At 61.0% G+C, this 18,983-nt stretch carries 15 protein-coding genes and 1 tRNA gene; 15 read left to right on the top strand and 1 reads right to left on the bottom strand.

Annotation, left to right across the window (positions count from 1 at the left end):
- The 11 genes from L610_RS14805 to L610_RS14755 all read left to right on the top strand — a co-directional run.
- Positions 1–475: EF-Tu/IF-2/RF-3 family GTPase (locus tag L610_RS14805; protein ID WP_246658963.1), on the top strand; the 475-nt coding region annotated here is incomplete at its 5' end.
- Between the two features lie 262 nt (positions 476–737).
- Positions 738–813: transfer RNA gene (locus L610_RS14800), tRNA-Trp, on the top strand.
- A gap of 292 nt (positions 814–1,105) precedes the next feature.
- A complete protein-coding gene (gene secE / locus L610_RS14795; RefSeq protein WP_024849756.1) occupies positions 1,106–1,309 on the top strand; it encodes a preprotein translocase subunit SecE in 204 nt (67 codons plus the stop codon).
- A gap of 27 nt (positions 1,310–1,336) precedes the next feature.
- Complete coding sequence (gene nusG / locus L610_RS14790) at positions 1,337–1,876, top strand: transcription termination/antitermination protein NusG (protein WP_024849757.1); 540 nt, start codon at positions 1,337–1,339, stop codon at positions 1,874–1,876.
- 160 nt (positions 1,877–2,036) lie between these two features.
- Complete coding sequence (gene rplK, locus L610_RS14785; RefSeq protein WP_024849758.1) at positions 2,037–2,465, top strand: 50S ribosomal protein L11; 429 nt, start codon at positions 2,037–2,039, stop codon at positions 2,463–2,465.
- 4 nt (positions 2,466–2,469) lie between these two features.
- Positions 2,470–3,171: a 50S ribosomal protein L1 gene (rplA, locus tag L610_RS14780; RefSeq protein WP_024849759.1), complete on the top strand. Its 702-nt coding sequence runs from the start codon at positions 2,470–2,472 to the stop codon at positions 3,169–3,171.
- Positions 3,172–3,507: 336 nt separating this feature from the next.
- On the top strand, positions 3,508–4,026 hold the full coding sequence (rplJ, locus tag L610_RS14775) for a 50S ribosomal protein L10 (protein WP_024849760.1): 519 nt from the start codon (positions 3,508–3,510) through the stop codon (positions 4,024–4,026).
- Positions 4,027–4,081: 55 nt separating this feature from the next.
- A complete protein-coding gene (rplL, locus tag L610_RS14770; protein WP_024849761.1) occupies positions 4,082–4,459 on the top strand; it encodes a 50S ribosomal protein L7/L12 in 378 nt (125 codons plus the stop codon).
- Between the two features lie 191 nt (positions 4,460–4,650).
- The gene (gene rpoB, locus L610_RS14765) at positions 4,651–8,787 is read left to right on the top strand and encodes a DNA-directed RNA polymerase subunit beta (RefSeq protein WP_144705995.1); all 4,137 of its coding nucleotides are present in this window, start codon (positions 4,651–4,653) and stop codon (positions 8,785–8,787) included.
- A 124-nt stretch (positions 8,788–8,911) separates the two neighbouring features.
- Positions 8,912–13,111 carry a DNA-directed RNA polymerase subunit beta' gene (rpoC, locus tag L610_RS14760; RefSeq protein ID WP_144705993.1) on the top strand — a complete coding sequence of 1,400 codons (4,200 nt, stop codon included), beginning with the start codon at positions 8,912–8,914 and terminating at the stop codon, positions 13,109–13,111.
- A gap of 305 nt (positions 13,112–13,416) precedes the next feature.
- Positions 13,417–14,493, top strand: coding sequence for a helix-turn-helix transcriptional regulator (locus L610_RS14755; protein WP_144705991.1), 1,077 nt, complete (start codon positions 13,417–13,419; stop codon positions 14,491–14,493).
- Positions 14,494–14,650: 157 nt separating this feature from the next.
- Here L610_RS14755 and L610_RS14750 read toward each other — a convergent pair whose 3' ends face one another.
- The gene (locus L610_RS14750; protein WP_144705989.1) at positions 14,651–14,932 is read right to left on the bottom strand and encodes a transcriptional regulator; all 282 of its coding nucleotides are present in this window, start codon (positions 14,930–14,932) and stop codon (positions 14,651–14,653) included.
- A gap of 463 nt (positions 14,933–15,395) precedes the next feature.
- Here L610_RS14750 and rpsL point away from each other — a divergent pair, with 463 nt between their 5' ends.
- The 4 genes from rpsL to L610_RS14725 form a co-directional block, all read left to right on the top strand.
- Positions 15,396–15,767, top strand: coding sequence for a 30S ribosomal protein S12 (gene rpsL / locus L610_RS14740; RefSeq protein ID WP_024849766.1), 372 nt, complete (start codon positions 15,396–15,398; stop codon positions 15,765–15,767).
- A 59-nt stretch (positions 15,768–15,826) separates the two neighbouring features.
- Positions 15,827–16,297 (top strand): 30S ribosomal protein S7, encoded by a 471-nt coding sequence (gene rpsG, locus L610_RS14735; RefSeq protein ID WP_024849767.1) that lies wholly within the window; start codon positions 15,827–15,829, stop codon positions 16,295–16,297.
- A gap of 27 nt (positions 16,298–16,324) precedes the next feature.
- Positions 16,325–18,415: an elongation factor G gene (fusA, locus tag L610_RS14730; RefSeq protein ID WP_144705985.1), complete on the top strand. Its 2,091-nt coding sequence runs from the start codon at positions 16,325–16,327 to the stop codon at positions 18,413–18,415.
- A gap of 65 nt (positions 18,416–18,480) precedes the next feature.
- The coding region (locus L610_RS14725) for a GTP-binding protein (RefSeq protein WP_144703883.1) at positions 18,481–18,983 on the top strand (503 nt) is incomplete at its 3' end.

The raw sequence follows: 18,983 nt of genomic DNA, 5'->3' as shown, positions 1-18,983 counted from the left end.
CAAGGTTGGCGAGGAAGTCGAGATCGTCGGTATCCGTCCGACCCAGAAGACGACCGTCACCGGCGTCGAGATGTTCCGCAAGCTGCTCGACCAGGGCCAGGCTGGCGACAACATCGGTGCWCTGGTTCGCGGTATCAGCCGTGAGGACGTCGAGCGCGGTCAGGTTCTGTGCAAGCCGGGTTCGGTGAAGCCGCACACCAAGTTCAAGGCTGAGGCTTACATCCTCACCAAGGAAGAGGGCGGCCGTCACACCCCGTTCTTCACGAACTACCGTCCGCAGTTCTACTTCCGCACGACCGACGTGACCGGCATCATCAAGCTGCCGGAAGGCACCGAGATGGTCATGCCGGGCGACAACATCACCGTTGACGTCGAGCTGATCGTTCCGATCGCGATGGAAGAGCGCCTGCGCTTCGCTATCCGTGAAGGCGGCCGCACCGTCGGCGCCGGCATCGTCGCCGCGATCATCGAGTAAGACCTTTCGCTTCATGCGAATCGGATCGGACGGGCAGCTTCGGCTGCCCGTTCTTTTTTTTGCCTGGGGATTCGCTTCTGGGGGGGGCGGACGTGCCGTCATTGCGAGACGGGGCAGGGCGGTCCGTGCCGGCGGCCTTGAAACACGCTGCGGGCTACCCCAGTTTTGTGCAGAGAAAAAAGTTATAAAACAGTGCGGAAGCGCGTTTTGGGCTCTTGCATAGCGGCGAGAGTCGACATAGAAGGCACCCACCAACCGGTGCAGGGGTATAGCTCAGTTGGTAGAGCGGCGGTCTCCAAAACCGCAGGTCGCGGGTTCGAGCCCTGCTGCCCCTGCCATTTTACTTCTACATCTCCAGAGCGCTGTCCGGCTTGTTCACAGGGCGGGATGTCAGTTCACGAAATGAGTGATCCGTTAGGACTTGCGTCGCTCGTAAATCGGTTCTATATGCAGCCGACAACGCAAGGCGCGTGGAGCTGAGATCAGGCTTTACGCGCCCGAATTGCATGTCTAGAACTCAGTGACTCAGACATCGATTCGGTTGAGCGTACGCAGTCTCCGCGGTACGGCGGCGGGTTGTGTGAAGGGTTTCACGCTCCGGATCTTCGGGGTACATAAAAAGAGCGGCAGATGGCGTCAAAAACCACCAATCCCTTCGTCTTCCTTCAGCAGGTTCGTACCGAGACCGCAAAGGTGACGTGGCCCACCCGGCGTGAGACGATGATCTCCACGATCATGGTGATGGTCTTCGCCTGTATTGCTGCGCTGTTCTTTTTCGCGTCCGACCAGTTGATGGCTCTGGCCATCGAATTGATTCTGGGCATCGGGCGCTAGCGCCGTCGACTACGGGGAAAATTGATTATGACCGCGCGGTGGTACATCGTTCACGCTTATTCGAACTTCGAAAAGAAGGTCGCTGAGGATATTGAGAACAAGGCTCGCCAGAAGGGTATTTCCGACCTGATCGAGCAGATTGTCGTGCCCACGGAGAAGGTCGTCGAGATCCGTCGTGGCAAGAAGGTTGATGCGGAGCGTAAGTTCTTCCCGGGGTACGTTCTGATGAAGGCGCACCTGAATGACCAGGTGATCAGCCTCGTGAAGAATACGCCGCGCGTGACGGGCTTCCTTGGTGAGGATCCGCGCACAGCGAAGCCGGTTCCGATTTCGGAGAAGGAAGCGCTGCAGATCCTGCACCAGGTGCAGGAGGGCGTCGAGCGTCCGAAGCCGTCGATCACTTTCGAGATCGGCGAGACGGTTCGTGTTTCCGACGGTCCGTTCGCGTCGTTCAGTGGCTTCGTTCAGGAAGTCGACGAGGAGCGTTCGCGCCTTAAGGTCGAGGTGTCGATCTTTGGCCGTGCTGTTCCGGTTGATCTCGAATTCGGTCAGGTCGAAAAGGTCTGACGAAGAATCCTCCCCGCATGACGGGGAGGTGAGGTGGCTCCGGTCATCTCTGAGTATGGTGGGAGGTCGGGTGGCTTTAGCCGGCCATTTTCTTCCGCACCACCAACTGCAACCGCCGGGCATCTGGGGATGGTCGGCACAAGTCAAAGGCAGATGAGAAATGGCTAAGAAGATTGCAGGCCAGCTCAAGCTTCAGGTGCCAGCGGGTTCGGCTACGCCGTCGCCCCCGATTGGTCCGGCGCTTGGTCAGCGTGGCATCAACATCATGGAGTTCTGCAAGGCGTTCAACGCCGCGACCCAGGATGTTGAGAAGGGTCAGCCGACTCCGGTCGTGATTACCTACTACCAGGACAAGTCGTTCACCTTCGTCATGAAGACGCCGCCGGTGACGTACTTCCTGAAGAAGCACGCCAACCTGAAGTCCGGCTCGAAGACTCCGGGCAAGGTGTCCGCAGGCTCGATCTCGCGCGATAAGATCCGTGAGATTGCCGAAGCGAAGATGAAGGACCTGAACGCGAACGACGTGGAAGCCGCCATGCGCATGGTGGAAGGTTCCGCTCGCTCGATGGGCCTGGAAGTGGTGGGCTGATACGATGGCGAAGAAGATTGCAAAGCGCGTTTCGAAGGCGCGCGAAGGTTTGGATTTCGACAAGCTGTACGATCTTTCCGAAGCCATCCAGCTTCTGAAGGACCGTGCATCGGCCAAGTTCGACGAGACCGTTGAGGTCGCGATGAACCTCGGCGTTGACCCGCGTCATGCCGACCAGATGGTTCGTGGCGTCGTCAATCTGCCGAACGGCACCGGCCGCAACGTTCGAGTCGCCGTGTTCGCTCGTGGCGACAAGGCTGAAGAGGCTAAGGCTGCTGGCGCCGACATCGTCGGTGCAGAAGACCTGGTCGAGATCGTCCAGAAGGGCGAGATCAACTTCGATCGCTGCATTGCGACCCCGGACATGATGCCGCTCGTCGGCCGTCTCGGTAAGGTCCTCGGCCCGCGTGGCATGATGCCGAACCCGAAGGTCGGCACCGTGACCCCGGATGTCGCTGGGGCGGTCAAGGCTTCCAAGGGTGGCGCCGTCGAGTTCCGCGTCGAGAAGGCCGGTATCGTCCACGCTGGCGTTGGCAAGGTCTCCTTCGACACCAAAGCGCTGGAAGAGAACGTCCGTGCTTTCGCTGACGCAGTGATCAAGGCGAAGCCGACGGGTGCCAAGGGCAACTACGTCAAGCGCGTCGCCCTTTCGTCGACGATGGGTCCGGGCCTCAAGGTCGACCTGTCGAGCCTCACCGTAGCCTAAGCTACGTGTAAAGAATTCCGGTTCCCGTTCGCGGGGACCGGATACGGCACCGGTTTTCCGGTGTCATTCCTGTCCGAGATTGCAGGCGGTCTGGTTCGCCGGGCCTTAATCCATCTGGGTCTGCATGAGACGGGTAAGAGCGGATTTCGGGGTGAGTGCCCCGCATGAAGTTCGAACCGTGTTGGCCTTTTGTCCATTCGCCGGCTTGCCGGTGGGAGAAAGGGGACAGGAACCCTCGAGCGTCGCTCGGGCGTGTTCCCGCAAGGAAGACGTCCCTGGCGACAAAAGGCAACCCGATGATCGCCCTGCAGGGAGATCATCAACTGGAGATAGGCAGTGGATAGAGCGGAAAAGCGCGAATTCGTCACGGCCCTGAACGACGTGTTCAAGAGCACGGGTTCGGTCGTCGTGGCCCACTATGCCGGTCTGACCGTCGCGAACATGAACGAGCTTCGCTCGAAAATGCGCGCTGCGGGCGGCACCGTCAAAGTCGCGAAGAACCGCCTCGCCGTTATCGCTCTTCAGGGTACCGAATCCGAAGGCATGAAGGATCTGTTCAAGGGACAGACCCTCATCGCCTATGCGGACGATCCGGTCGCTGCTCCGAAGGTCGCAGCCGAATTCGCCAAGACGAATGACAAGCTCGTCATTCTCGGCGGCGCAATGGGCTCGACCGTGCTCAATGCCGATGGTGTGAAGGCTCTCGCCACCATGCCGTCGCTGGACGAGCTCAGGGCAAAGCTTGTCGGCATGATTCAGACGCCGGCAACCCGGATCGCAGCAGTCGTCAACGCACCGGCAGGAAATCTTGCCCGCGTTTTCGGCGCGTACTCGCGGAAGGACGAGGCAGCGTAAGGCTGTTTCTTACAACACAACAACACCTGTTCGAACTTTTTGAAGGAAAACTAAAATGGCTGATCTCGCCAAGATCGTTGAAGACCTGTCGGCCCTGACCGTCCTCGAGGCTGCTGAGCTCTCGAAGATGCTCGAAGAGAAGTGGGGCGTTTCGGCTGCTGCTCCGGTTGCTGTTGCTGCCGTTGCTGGCGCTGCTGCTCCGGCTGAGGCTGCTGAGGAGAAGACCGAGTTCGACGTCATCCTCGCTGACGCCGGCGCTCAGAAGATCAACGTGATCAAGGAAGTCCGCGCGATCACCGGCCTGGGCCTCAAGGAAGCCAAGGACCTGGTCGAAGGCGCTCCGAAGCCGGTCAAGGAAGGCGTCGCCAAGGACGAGGCCGAGAAGATCAAGGGCGTGCTGGAAGCAGCTGGCGCCAAGGTCGAGCTGAAGTAATTCAGACCGTGGGGCTGGCCGGATATCCGGCCGGCCCTGCGTGTTGTGTAAGGAAAACCTCTTTCCTGTGGGCCGGAAAACGGCCTTCAGGAAACGGGTTTTTACCCGTTTTGATTAGACCGCGCATGTTCGCGGTCAGCAGGTGCGGCGGCGTAAGCCATTACTAAGCCGTAAGGCAGCAAGGAGCGACGATGGCCCAGACCCACACGTTCAATGGTCGCAGGCGTGTACGCAAATACTTCGGGAAAATCCCCGAAGTTGCGGAGATGCCGAACCTGATCGAGGTTCAGAAGGCATCTTATGACCAGTTCCTCATGGTCGACGAGCCGGAAGGCGGTCGTCCTGACGAGGGACTTCAGGCGGTTTTCAAGTCCGTATTCCCGATCTCCGACTTCTCGGGCGCGTCGATGCTCGAATTCGTCAAGTACGAGTTCGAGGCACCGAAGTTCGACGTCGATGAATGCCGTCAGCGTGATCTTACCTTTGCCGCTCCTCTGAAGGTTACGCTGCGCCTCATCGTCTTCGACATCGATGAAGACACCGGCGCCAAGTCCATCAAGGACATCAAGGAGCAGGACGTCTACATGGGCGACATGCCGCTCATGACGGACAACGGCACCTTCATCATCAACGGTACCGAGCGCGTCATCGTTTCGCAGATGCACCGCTCGCCGGGCGTGTTCTTCGACCACGACAAGGGCAAGACGCACTCGTCTGGCAAGCTGCTGTTTGCCGCGCGCGTCATCCCGTACCGCGGTTCGTGGCTCGACATCGAGTTCGACTCGAAGGACATCGTCCACGCCCGTATCGACCGCCGTCGTAAGATCCCGGTGACCAGCCTTCTCATGGCGCTCGGCATGGACGCGGAGGAAATCCTCTCCACGTTCTACCAGACGCTGACCTACCTGAAGGACGGCGATCACTGGCGCATCCCGTACAGCCCGGACCGCTTCCGCGGCATGAAGGTCGTCAACGACCTGATCGACGCCGATACCGGCGAGATCGTGGTTGAGGCTGGCCGCAAGATCACCGCGCGCCAGGCCAAGCAGCTGGCCGAGAAGGGCCTCAAAGCGATCAAGGCGACCGAGGACGACCTGTTCGGCTCGTACCTCGCCGAGGACGTCGTCAACTACGCCACCGGCGAGATCTATCTCGAAGCCGGTGACGAGATCGACGAGAAGTCGCTGAAGGTCCTGCTCGACGCCGGTCAGGAAGAGATCAAGATCCTCGACATCGACCACGTCAATGTCGGCGGCTACATCCGCAACACGCTCGCGATCGACAAGAACCAGAGCCGTCAGGATGCTCTGTTCGACATCTACCGCGTCATGCGCCCGGGCGAGCCGCCAACCCTCGAGACCGCCGAGGCGATGTTCAACTCGCTGTTCTTCGACGCTGAGCGCTACGACCTTTCGGCCGTCGGCCGCGTGAAGATGAACATGCGTCTTGAGCTGGATTGCCCGGACACCGTCCGCGTCCTGCGCAAGGACGACATCCTCGCCGTGGTCAAGACCCTGGTCGAGCTGCGCGACGGCAAGGGCGAGATTGACGACATCGACAACCTCGGCAACCGCCGCGTCCGCTCGGTAGGCGAGCTGATGGAGAACCAGTACCGCGTCGGCCTGCTCCGCATGGAGCGCGCGATCAAGGAGCGTATGTCCTCGATCGAGATCGACACGGTCATGCCGCAGGACCTGATCAACGCGAAGCCGGCGGCAGCCGCCGTGCGCGAGTTCTTCGGTTCCTCGCAGCTGTCGCAGTTCATGGACCAGACCAACCCGCTGTCCGAGATCACGCACAAGCGTCGTCTCTCGGCACTCGGACCTGGCGGTCTGACCCGTGAGCGCGCCGGCTTCGAAGTCCGCGACGTGCATCCGACGCACTACGGCCGAATCTGCCCGATTGAGACGCCGGAAGGCCCGAACATCGGTCTGATCAACAGCCTTGCGACCTTCGCACGCGTCAACAAGTACGGCTTCATCGAAGCGCCGTACCGCAAGGTCGTCGACAGCAAGATCACCAACGAGGTGGTCTACCTTTCGGCTATGGAAGAGGCCAAGCACTACGTTGCGCAGGCCAACGCTGAGCTCGATGAGGAAGGCCGTTTCGTCGAAGAGTTCGTGATCTGCCGTCACGCCGGCGAAGTCATGATGACGCCGCGCGAGAACGTCGACCTCATGGACGTGTCGCCGAAGCAGATGGTGTCGGTTGCTGCCGCGCTCATCCCGTTCCTCGAGAACGACGACGCGAACCGCGCTCTGATGGGCTCGAACATGCAGCGTCAGGCCGTGCCGCTGGTGCGCGCCGAGGCTCCGTTCGTCGGCACCGGCATGGAGCCGGTCGTTGCTCGTGACTCAGGTGCTGCGATCGCGGCCCGCCGCGGCGGTATCGTTGACCAGGTCGACGCGACCCGTATCGTTATCCGCGCGACGGAAGACCTCGATCCGGGCAAGTCGGGCGTCGACATCTACCGCCTGATGAAGTTCCAACGTTCGAACCAGTCGACCTGCATCAACCAGCGTCCTCTGGTCCGCGTCGGTGACATCATCAACAAGGGCGACATCATCGCTGACGGTCCGTCGACCGACCTCGGTGACCTCGCTCTCGGCCGCAACGTGCTCGTCGCGTTCATGCCGTGGAACGGCTACAACTACGAGGACTCGATCCTCCTGTCCGAGCGCATCGTTGCCGATGACGTCTTCACCTCGATCCACATCGAGGAGTACGAAGTCATGGCCCGCGACACCAAGCTCGGGCCTGAGGAAATCACGCGCGACATTCCGAACGTTTCGGAAGAAGCGCTGAAGAACCTCGACGAAGCCGGCATCTGCTACATCGGTGCCGAGGTCCAGCCGGGCGACATTCTCGTCGGCAAGATCACCCCGAAGGGCGAGAGCCCGATGACGCCGGAAGAGAAGCTTCTGCGTGCCATCTTCGGTGAAAAGGCTTCGGACGTCCGTGACACCTCCATGCGCATGCCGCCCGGGGCTTACGGTACTGTTGTGGAAGKTCGCGTCTTCAACCGCCACGGCGTGGAGAAGGACGAACGCGCCATGGCGATCGAGCGCGAGGAGATCGAGCGTCTCGCCAAGGACCGTGACGACGAGCAGGCGATCCTGGATCGCAACGTCTACGCGCGCCTCGCAGACATGCTGACCGGCAAAGAAGCGATTGCGGGGCCGAAGGGCTTCAAGAAGGGCACTGTCCTGACCCGCGAGGCCCTCGTCGATTACCCGCGTTCGCAGTGGTGGCAGTTCGCCGTCGAGGACGAGAAGCTCCAGAGCGAGCTCGAGGCCCTGCGTGGACAGTACGACGACTCCAAGAAGGCGCTCGAGCAGCGCTTCATGGACAAGGTCGAGAAAGTCCAGCGTGGCGACGAGATGCCTCCGGGCGTCATGAAGATGGTCAAGGTCTTCGTGGCTGTGAAGCGCAAGATGCAGCCGGGCGACAAGATGGCCGGCCGTCACGGCAACAAGGGTGTCGTGTCGCGCATCGTTCCGGTCGAGGACATGCCGTTCCTCGAAGACGGTACGAACGTGGACATCGTGCTGAACCCGCTGGGCGTGCCTTCGCGCATGAACGTCGGCCAGATTCTGGAGACGCATCTCGGTTGGGCTTGCGCCGGCATGGGCAAGAAGATCGGGCAGCTTCTCGAAGCCTACAAGACGGGCGGTGAAATCGATCCGCTGCGTGAGACGATCTACAGCGTCATCCCGGAGAACGACCGCAACGAGCCGGTCCGGAACTATGATGACGACTCGATCGTTCGTCTTGCAGACCAGATGAAGCGCGGTGTCTCGATCGCGACGCCGGTGTTCGACGGCGCCAACGAGGCGGACATCAACCAGATGCTGACGCAGGCCGGTCTCGCGACCAGTGGCCAGTCGACGCTCTATGATGGACGTACCGGCGAGCCGTTCGACCGCAGGGTCACCGTCGGCTACATCTACATGCTGAAGCTGCACCACCTCGTGGACGACAAGATCCACGCGCGTTCGATCGGTCCTTACTCGCTGGTTACCCAGCAGCCTCTTGGCGGTAAGGCCCAGTTCGGTGGCCAGCGCTTCGGTGAAATGGAGGTGTGGGCACTTGAGGCATACGGTGCAGCCTACACGCTGCAGGAAATGCTGACGGTCAAATCGGACGACGTGGCAGGTCGTACGAAGGTCTACGAGGCGATTGTTCGCGGCGACGACACTTTCGAGGCTGGCATTCCGGAGAGCTTCAACGTTCTCGTCAAGGAAATGCGTTCTCTGGGCCTCAACGTCGAGCTGCAGAACTCTCTGTACGACCCGGCTCAGAACCGTCTCCCAGACGCTGCCGAATAAGGCGTCACAATTCGCGCTGCGGGGCTAAGGCCCCGCGGCGCCGCAGACATGAAGCGGCGACGATGCGGCCCTTGCCGTTGCTGCTTAATCAGTTGAGGGGCGAAGCCCCGATAAGGAGAACGGCATGAACCAAGAGGTCATGAATCTCTTCAACCCTCAGGCTCCGGCGCAGACGTTCGATTCCATCCGGATCTCGCTCGCCAGCCCCGAGAAGATTCAGTCCTGGTCCTTCGGCGAGATCAAGAAGCCGGAGACGATCAATTACCGTACGTTCAAGCCAGAGCGTGACGGTCTTTTCTGCGCGCGTATCTTTGGTCCGATCAAGGACTACGAATGCCTTTGCGGCAAGTACAAGCGCATGAAGTACAAGGGCGTTATCTGTGAGAAGTGCGGCGTTGAGGTCACCCTCTCGCGCGTGCGTCGCGAGCGCATGGGGCACATCGAGCTGGCTGCGCCTGTCGCCCACATCTGGTTCCTGAAGTCGCTGCCGTCGCGCATCGGCACCCTGCTTGACATGACGCTCAAGGACATTGAGCGCGTTCTCTACTTCGAGAACTACATTGTCACCGAGCCGGGCCTGACCCCGCTGAAGGAGCACCAGCTCCTCTCGGAAGAAGAATACATGATGGCCGTCGACGAGTACGGCGAGGATTCCTTCACCGCCATGATCGGTGCCGAGGCGATCCACGAGCTGCTCGCTGCGATGGAACTTGAGAAGATCGCAGGCGAACTGCGCACCGAGCTCGCGACCACCACGTCCGAGCTCAAGCAGAAGAAGTACCTGAAGCGCCTCAAGGTCGTCGAAAACTTCCTCGAGTCCGGCAACCGTCCGGAGTGGATGATCATGCGCATCATTCCGGTCATCCCGCCGGATCTGCGCCCGCTCGTTCCGCTCGACGGCGGCCGTTTCGCGACGTCGGACTTGAACGACCTGTACCGCCGCGTCATCAACCGTAACAACCGTCTGAAGCGGCTGATCGAGCTGCGCGCGCCGGGCATCATCATCCGCAACGAAAAGCGCATGCTGCAGGAAGCTGTTGATGCGCTGTTCGACAACGGCCGCCGCGGCCGCGTCATCACCGGCGCCAACAAGCGTCCGCTGAAGTCGCTGTCCGACATGCTCAAGGGCAAGCAGGGCCGCTTCCGTCAGAACCTGCTCGGCAAGCGCGTCGACTACTCGGGCCGTTCGGTCATCGTGACCGGTCCGGAACTCAAGCTGCACCAGTGCGGCCTGCCGAAGAAGATGGCTCTCGAGCTCTTCAAGCCGTTCATCTATGCGCGCCTTGACGCCAAGGGCTATTCGTCGACCGTCAAGCAGGCGAAGAAGCTGGTCGAGAAGGAGAAGCCGGAAGTCTGGGATATTCTGGACGAGGTGATCCGCGAGCATCCGGTTCTGCTGAACCGCGCTCCGACTCTGCACCGTCTGGGTATCCAGGCGTTTGAGCCGACCCTGATCGAAGGCAAGGCCATCCAGCTGCACCCGCTCGTCTGTACGGCGTTCAACGCCGACTTCGACGGCGACCAGATGGCTGTCCACGTCCCGCTGTCGCTCGAGGCGCAGCTGGAAGCCCGCGTGCTGATGATGTCGACCAACAACATCCTGCACCCGGCCTCCGGTGCACCGATCATCGTGCCGTCGCAGGACATGGTGCTTGGTCTCTACTACCTCTCGATCATGAACCAGAACGAGCCGGGTGAGGGCATGGCGTTCGCCGACATGGGCGAGCTGCATCATGCGCTTGAGACCAAGGCTGTCACGCTGCACGCCAAGATCAAGGGCCGCTACAAGGGCGTCGATGCCGACGGCAACGTTGTTTCGAAGATCTACGAGACGACCCCGGGCCGTATGATCATCGGCGAGCTGCTGCCGAAGCACCCGAGCATTCCGTTCGACATCGCCAACCAGGAGATGACCAAGAAGAACATCTCCAAGATGATCGACACGGTCTATCGTCACTGCGGCCAGAAGGAGACGGTCATCTTCTGTGACCGCATCATGGCTCTCGGCTTTGCTCATGCCTGCCGCGCCGGCATCTCGTTCGGCAAGGACGACATGGTCATTCCGGACACGAAGCTGAAGCTCGTCAGCGAGACCGAAGCTCTCGTGAAGGAATACGAGCAGCAGTACAACGACGGTCTGATCACTCAGGGCGAGAAGTACAACAAGGTGGTCGATGCCTGGGCGAAGTGCTCGGAGAAGGTCGCCGAGGAAATGATGGCCCGCATCAAGGCGGTCGAGTTCGATCAGGAGTCTGGTCGCCAGAAGCCGATGAACTCGATCTACATGATGTCGCACTCGGGTGCGCGTGGTTCGCCGACGCAGATGCGTCAGCTGGCCGGCATGCGCGGCCTGATGGCGAAGCCGTCGGGCGAGATCATCGAGACGCCGATCATCTCGAACTTCAAGGAAGGCCTCACCGTGCTCGAGTACTTCAACTCGACCCACGGCGCTCGTAAGGGCCTTGCTGATACCGCTCTGAAGACGGCGAACTCGGGTTACCTGACCCGCCGTCTGGTCGACGTGGCTCAGGACTGCATCGTCAACGAGAAGGACTGCGGCACCGACAAGGGCCTCACCATGCAGCCGATCGTCGATGCCGGTCAGGTCGTTGCGACCCTCGGCTCGCGCGTTCTCGGCCGTACGGCTCTCGACGACGTCCTGCACCCGGTTTCGGGCGAAGTCATCGTCAAGGCTGGCACGCTCATCGAGGAGCGTGACGTCGACGCGATCGAGAAGGCTGGTATTCAGTCGCTCCGCATCCGCTCGGCCCTCACCTGTGAGGTTCGCACCGGCGTCTGCGCCGTCTGCTATGGCCGTGACCTTGCTCGCGGTACTCCGGTCAACCTCGGCGAGGCTGTCGGTGTCATCGCGGCGCAGTCGATCGGTGAGCCGGGCACGCAGCTGACGATGCGCACCTTCCACATGGGTGGTACCGCGCAGGTCGTCGACACCTCGTTCCTCGAGGCGTCGTATGAAGGCACCGTGACGATCCGCAACCGCAACGTGGTCCGCAATTCGGAAGGCCACCTGGTGGTGATGGGCCGCAACATGGCCGTCTGCATCATCGACGAGGGCGGCAAGGAGCGTGCGGTTCACCGCGTCACCTACGGTTCGCGCCTCTACATCGACGAGGGCGACAAGGTCCGCCGCGGCCAGCGTATCGCCGAGTGGGATCCGTACACCCGTCCGGTGCTCACCGAAGTTGGCGGCCGCGTCACCTTCGAGGACCTGGTCGACGGTATCTCGGTGCAGGAAACGGCCGACGAGGCAACCGGTATCACCAAGCGCGAGGTCATCGACTGGCGTTCGACCCCGCGTGGTTCCGACCTCAAGCCGGCAATCGTCGTCACCGACGAGAAGGGCAAGGCGCAGAAGCTGTCCAAGGGCGGCGACGCACGCTACATGCTCTCGGTCGAGGCGATCCTGTCGGTCGAGCCGGGTGCTACCGTGCAGCCGGGTGACGTTCTTGCGCGTATCCCGATGGAAAGCGCGAAGACGAAGGACATCACCGGTGGTCTGCCGCGAGTTGCGGAACTGTTCGAGGCTCGCCGTCCGAAGGACCACGCCATCATCGCAGAGATCGATGGTACCGTCCGTTTCGGCCGCGACTACAAGAACAAGCGCCGCATCGTCATCGAGCCGCATGACGAGCAGCTGGAGCCTGTCGAATACCTGATCCCGAAGGGCAAGCCGTTCCATCTCCAGGAAGGCGACACCATCGAGAAGGGCGACTACATCCTCGACGGCAACCCGGCACCGCACGACATCCTGGCGATCAAGGGCGTGGAAGCTCTGGCTTCCTACCTCGTGAACGAAATCCAGGAAGTCTATCGTCTGCAGGGCGTGGTGATTAACGACAAGCACATCGAAGTGATTGTCCGCCAGATGCTGCAGAAGGTGGAGATCACGGAGCAGGGCGACTCGACCTACATCCCGGGCGACCATGTCGACGTGATCGAGCTGGACGAGATCAACGATCGTCTGATCGAGGAAGGCAAGCGTCCGGCCGTTGGTCAGCCGGTGCTGCTTGGTATCACCAAGGCATCGCTGCAAACGCCGTCGTTCATCTCGGCTGCGTCGTTCCAGGAGACGACCCGCGTCCTCACCGAGGCTGCAGTTGCCGGCAAGGTCGACACGCTGCAGGGCCTGAAGGAGAACGTGATCGTCGGTCGCCTGATCCCTGCTGGTACGGGTGGCCGGATGAACCAGATCCGCCGCATCGCTATGCAGCGCGACGAGCTCATTCTCGACGAGCGCCGCAAGTCGACCGGTGCGGAGACGGCTGCTCCGATGCTGACCGACATGACCAGCGCTGCGGAATAATCGTCGCAACAATCTCGAAAGGGGCCGCCGGAGCGATCCGGCGGCCCTTTTTCTCTGTCCGGGGAGTGGCAAGTGGGCACCTGCCGGGTCTGCTTTAGCGCCGGCGGCAAAATCTTGTGTTGTCTTATGATTATCGGAACGTTATTCGGGAATGGGGGGAACTGCGCGGTGCCCGCTGCGGAGTGAATTGGGGGGAGAGGGTCATTCAGAGCGACGATTTTGTTCGGCGATCAATAGCTGAAATTCATGGCATAATTCGCGAAGTCGGGTGGGGCCGCGCCGGTTGGGAGGATGTCACCCGTTTAATGGCAAAGATCCTGCCGGGGTCTGCCGCGAGTATCGTCAATTACGACCTGACGCGACCGTCGGTATCTGCGATCTTCACCACCGGCGTAGAGCCGGAATATCTCGACTCGTACGTCTCCTACTACGTCGAGCGCAATCCGTGGTTCGACTATTGGGGGAATCTGCCGTCGGGCAAGGTCGGCGTGACCGAGCGCGACTATCCTTCAAGAACGTTCAGCGACACGGAATTCTATTGTGACTGGCTCTCGCGCCAGCCGCACCTCCAGGCGGGGGCAGGGGTCCGCATCGACCTGGACCCGCGCAAGACCATCTTCATTGCGTGGAACTACGAGGTCGCATCTGCCTTCGGCTACGATGCGCCGGCGGCCGCGATCCTTGAAGGCACGCGCACAGCCTTCCGCGAAGCTGTACAGGCAGCGCATATCCTGGGCGAGCGGCTGGAGGGCAGGTCGCGGCTAGGCCACCTGATCGAGCATATCGACGGCGCCGCGATGCTGGTTACGCGTGATCGCTGCGTGCGAGAAGCCAATGTCCGCGCAACCAAGGCGTTCGCGGAAGGCAGCGTCCTCACCTGCGCCGAGAACCGCCTTGGCGTCCGCGGATGTCAGCCGCAGAAGCGGCTCGATGACATGATCCAGCGGGTGCTCAACGGAGTCATTCCGGAAGAGACCGAGACCTTCATTATCGGCCAGCATGTGATCAGCGCGGTCGTGACGGCGGCACCGAATCCGCACGCGAGCGAGGCGAGTCTGCTGGTGCCACCAGTGCCGCTTGCCCTGGTCGTGATGAAGCGACTAGCGGGTGGGGCCGTGGCGCTCGACGATGCGAGCCTGCGTGCCGCCTACGGGTTGTCTGCGGGCGAGTGCAGGCTCTGTGGCTTGCTGCTCAATGGCTATTCGATCGCTGAGGCCTCAACGATGCTAGGCGTTACCGAAGGCACTGTGCGGCAGCGGGTGAAGGCGATATTCCAGAAAACCGGGACTCACCGCCAAGGTGAACTCATTGCGCGGCTTGCCGGATTCACCACCACGGTGGGCGGATTGGGAAGTGAAAACCCGACTCCCATTTGGGAGTAGGTATTTTAGCGATTACACGCTATATGTTCACTCGGGCTGGGAGGACATTTGCGCTGCGCGCGTGGCCGGCTAGCCCGACGGTTGTGGTTTCTTAACGGGATCGCAAACGCATTAGCCGCCTGCCCAGTGGCCCCTGGGTCAGGCGGCCTTTTCGCATTTAGCGCTCTTCGTCAAAGGTGATGACGGAGACTTCGCCCTCAAGCGCACCCTGCCAAGCCGAGAAATGCGGCTCTTCGTCAGGCGCGCCTTCCATCTCACCGATCTGGTCGAGCTCGGCTTCTGCATAGCCTTCGCGTGCGAGCGCCTCGAGCGCGAGTCGCACGGCTGAGTCGTCATCAGGCGCCAGGAGCAGCACGTGAACCCCCTCGGAATCACCGCCCTTGTTGCGCCAGACGCGCCCGACGATAATTGTGACGCGTCGTTCCTCATTGTCATTCATGTCGTGATTCCCTAAATGAAGGTGGCTGCGGCAGATTTACATGTTTCCCATGCGACGTCTGACCAGTGCAATTGGGCAACGATGTCTATTATGACCTTCCCGCTGCTCATTTGGTAATTTTGTTGCAGCACCTGGTGCTGACAATGACTTCGGCCCCGGGATCGCGCAATTGTTGGGCTCTTGGGGTTGACGATAGGATGCGTTGCGAGTAGAAGCCGCAACGTCTGAGCCGATGTGAGGCTTGTTCTTTCGGAGCGCCGCGCTCTGAAGTTCGCCTCAAACAGGGTTCGTTTTACGAGCGACTTTTACATTGCCGGCTTGCACGAAGCGTCCACGCTTCCTCTGCGTTTGTTCGGGCGGGACCACCAGGGTGGTTTTTGGCCCGAATTCCTGTATGGAACGGGCGCTCAAACGGCTCTGCAAGGGGCGTGAGACACAGGTTCGAGATAAGAAGGAAGGTTTGATGCCTACCGTCAACCAGCTGATCCGCAAGCCGCGCCAAGCGCCGGTAAAGCGCAACAAGGTCCCGGCCATGCAGGCCAACCCGCAGAAGCGTGGCGTTTGCACGCGCGTCTACACCACGACGCCGAAGAAGCCGAACTCGGCGCTGCGGAAGGTTGCAAAGATTCGCCTCGTGAATGGTTTCGAGGTGATTGGTTATATCCCGGGTGAGGGTCATAACCTCCAGGAGCACTCCGTCGTCATGATCCGCGGCGGTCGCGTGAAGGATCTTCCGGGCGTTCGCTACCACATCATCCGCGGTGTGCTCGACACGCAGGGGGTGAAGAACCGCAAGCAGCGCCGCTCCAAGTACGGCGCGAAGCGTCCGAAGTAAGGGATTACCGGCTCGGGCGTAACCGTTACAGCCAGGCCGACGATTGAGAGACAGAGAACATGTCCCGACGCCACAGTGCAGAAAAGCGCGAAATCAACCCGGATCCGAAGTTCGGTGATCTCGTCGTAACCAAGTTCATGAACGCCATCATGCTCCACGGCAAGAAGTCGGTCGCTGAGTCGATCGTCTACGGTGCCCTGGATCAGGTTCAGGCGAAGGCGAAGCAGGAGCCGCTGGCTCTCTTCCACCAGGCGCTCGACAACGTTGCGCCGCACGTGGAAGTCCGCTCCCGCCGCGTAGGTGGTGCGACCTACCAGGTTCCGGTCGAGGTTCGTTCTGACCGTCGTCAGGCTCTGGCGATCCGCTGGCTGATTGCTGCCGCCCGCAAGCGCAACGAGACCACCATGGTCGAGCGTCTGTGCGGCGAGCTGCTGGACGCTGCCAACAACCGCGGCACCGCTGTCAAGAAGCGTGAAGACACGCACAAGATGGCTGAGGCCAACCGCGCCTTCGCGCACTACCGCTGGTAATCCGGCGAACGAGAACGAGGCACCCATATGGCCCGCGAATTTAAGCTCGAAGACTATCGTAACTTCGGCATCATGGCTCACATTGATGCCGGCAAGACGACCACGACTGAGCGTATCCTTTACTACACCGGCAAGAACCACAAGATGGGTGAGACGCACGACGGCGCCTCTACCATGGACTGGATGGAGCAGGAGCAGGAGCGCGGCATCACGATCACTTCTGCTGCCACGACCACCTTCTGGACGGGCCGTGATGGCAAGAAGCGCCGGTTCAACATCATCGACACGCCCGGTCACGTCGACTTCACCATTGAGGTCGAGCGCTCGCTTCGCGTGCTTGACGGTGCCGTTGCTCTTCTCGATTCGAATGCAGGCGTTGAGCCGCAGACGGAAACCGTGTGGCGTCAGGCTGAGAAGTATCATGTCCCGCGCATGATCTTCTGCAACAAGATGGACAAGATCGGCGCGGACTTCTACCGCTGCCTCGACATGATCAAGTCGCGTCTTGGTGCCGTGCCGCTCGCAATTCAGCTGCCGATCGGCGCTGAGAGCGACTTCGTTGGCGTCGTCGATCTCATCGAGATGAATGCTCTGATCTGGCGCGACGAATCGCTCGGCGCCCAGTGGGACGTCGTCGAGATCCCGGCCGATCTGAAGGATAAGGCCGAGGAATACCGCGAGAAGCTGATCGAGACTGCTGTTGAGGTCGACGAGGCTGCTCTCGAGCGTTACCTGGAAGGCGAGCTTCCGTCGAATGACGAGCTGCGCGCGCTGATCCGTAAGGGCACGATCGAAGTCAAGTTCCACCCGGTCCTTTGCGGTACCGCGTTCAAGAACAAGGGCGTTCAGCCGCTTCTCGACGCCGTCTGCGACTTCCTGCCAGCTCCGCACGACATCCCGGCCATCAAGGGTATCGACCCGAAGACTGAGGTCGAGACCACCCGCGTTTCGTCGGATGACGAGCCGCTGTCGATGCTGGCGTTCAAGATCATGAACGACCCGTTCGTCGGCTCGCTGACCTTCTGCCGTATCTACTCGGGCAAGCTCACCAAGGGCGTCTCGCTCGAGAACACGGTCAAGGGCAAGCGCGAGCGCATCGGCCGCATGCTGCAGATGCACTCGAACTCGCGTGAGGACATCGAAGAGGCATACGCCGGCGACATCGTCGCTCTGGCTGGTCTCAAGGAGACCACCACTGGTGACACCCTCTGCGACCCGCTGAAGCCGGTCATCCTCGAGCGCATGGAATTCCCGGAGCCGGTGATTCAGATTGCGATCGAGCCGAAGACCAAGGGCGACCAGGAGAAGATGGGCCTCGCGCTCAACCGTCTCGCAGCCGAGGATCCGTCCTTCCGCGTCAAGACCGACGAGGAGAGCGGCCAGACGATCATCGCTGGCATGGGCGAACTTCACCTCGACATCATCGTCGACCGTATGCGTCGCGAGTTCAAGGTCGAGGCGAATGTCGGCGCTCCGCAGGTTGCGTACCGTGAGACGATCACCCGCGTTGCCGAAGTCGACTACACCCACAAGAAGCAGTCGGGTGGTTCGGGTCAGTTCGCTCGCGTCAAGATCGTCTTCGAGCCGAACCCGGATGGTGAGGATTTCGTCTTCGAGTCCAAGATCGTCGGTGGTTCCGTTCCGAAGGAATACATCCCGGGCGTCCAGAAGGGTATCGAGAGCGTTCTCTCGTCTGGTCCGATCGCTGGCTTCCCGATGCTCGGAGTGAAGGCGACCCTGATCGATGGTGCTTACCACGACGTCGACTCCTCGGTTCTGGCCTTCGAAATCGCAGCTCGTGCTGCATTCCGTGAGGGTGCGCAGAAGGCTGGTGCTCAGCTCCTCGAGCCGATCATGAAGGTCGAGGTCGTGACGCCGGAAGAGTACGTTGGTTCGATCATCGGTGACATCAACGGTCGCCGCGGTCAGATCCAGGGGCAGGAATCGCGTGGTATCGCCGTGGTCATTAACGCCATGGTGCCGCTCGCGAACATGTTCAAGTACGTCGACACGCTGCGCTCGATGTCTCAGGGTCGTGCACAGTACACGATGCTGTTCGACCACTACGAGCCGGTTCCGAACGCCGTCGCACAGGAAATCCAGAAGAAGTACGCGTAACCGCTCGTCGGACGCAATAAGCCGAAACGACTGCCTGTACAGGCAACAAGGAATGGAGAAGTCACATGGCCAAAGGTAAATTTGAGCGCACGAAGCCGCATGTGAACATCGGTACGATTGGTCACGTTGACCACGGCAAGACGTCGACGACGGCTGCGATCACCAAGTACTTCGGTGAGTACAAGGCTTACGACCAGATCGACGCAGCGCCGGAAGAGAAGGCACGCGGCATCACCATCTCGACGGCTCACGTCGAGTACGAGACCGAGGCGCGCCACTACGCTCACGTCGACTGCCCGGGTCACGCCGACTACGTGAAGAACATGATCACCGGTGCTGCGCAGATGGACGGCGCGATCCTGGTCGTGTCGGCTGCTGACGGCCCGATGCCGCAGACCCGCGAGCACATCCTGCTCGCCCGTCAGGTTGGCGTTCCGGCGATCGTCGTGTTCCTGAACAAGGTCGACCAGGTCGACGATCCGGAGCTGCTCGAGCTCGTCGAGCTCGAGATCCGCGAGCTGCTGTCGTCCTACGAGTTCCCGGGCGACGAGATTCCGATCGTTCCGGG

Origin of the sequence: Aminobacter sp. J44, assembly GCF_007829415.1 — a bacterium.
GTDB lineage: Bacteria > Pseudomonadota > Alphaproteobacteria > Rhizobiales > Rhizobiaceae > Aerobium.
The sequence above is the reverse complement of the archived record's forward strand: the minus strand, read 5'-3'. Positions and strand labels throughout refer to the sequence as shown.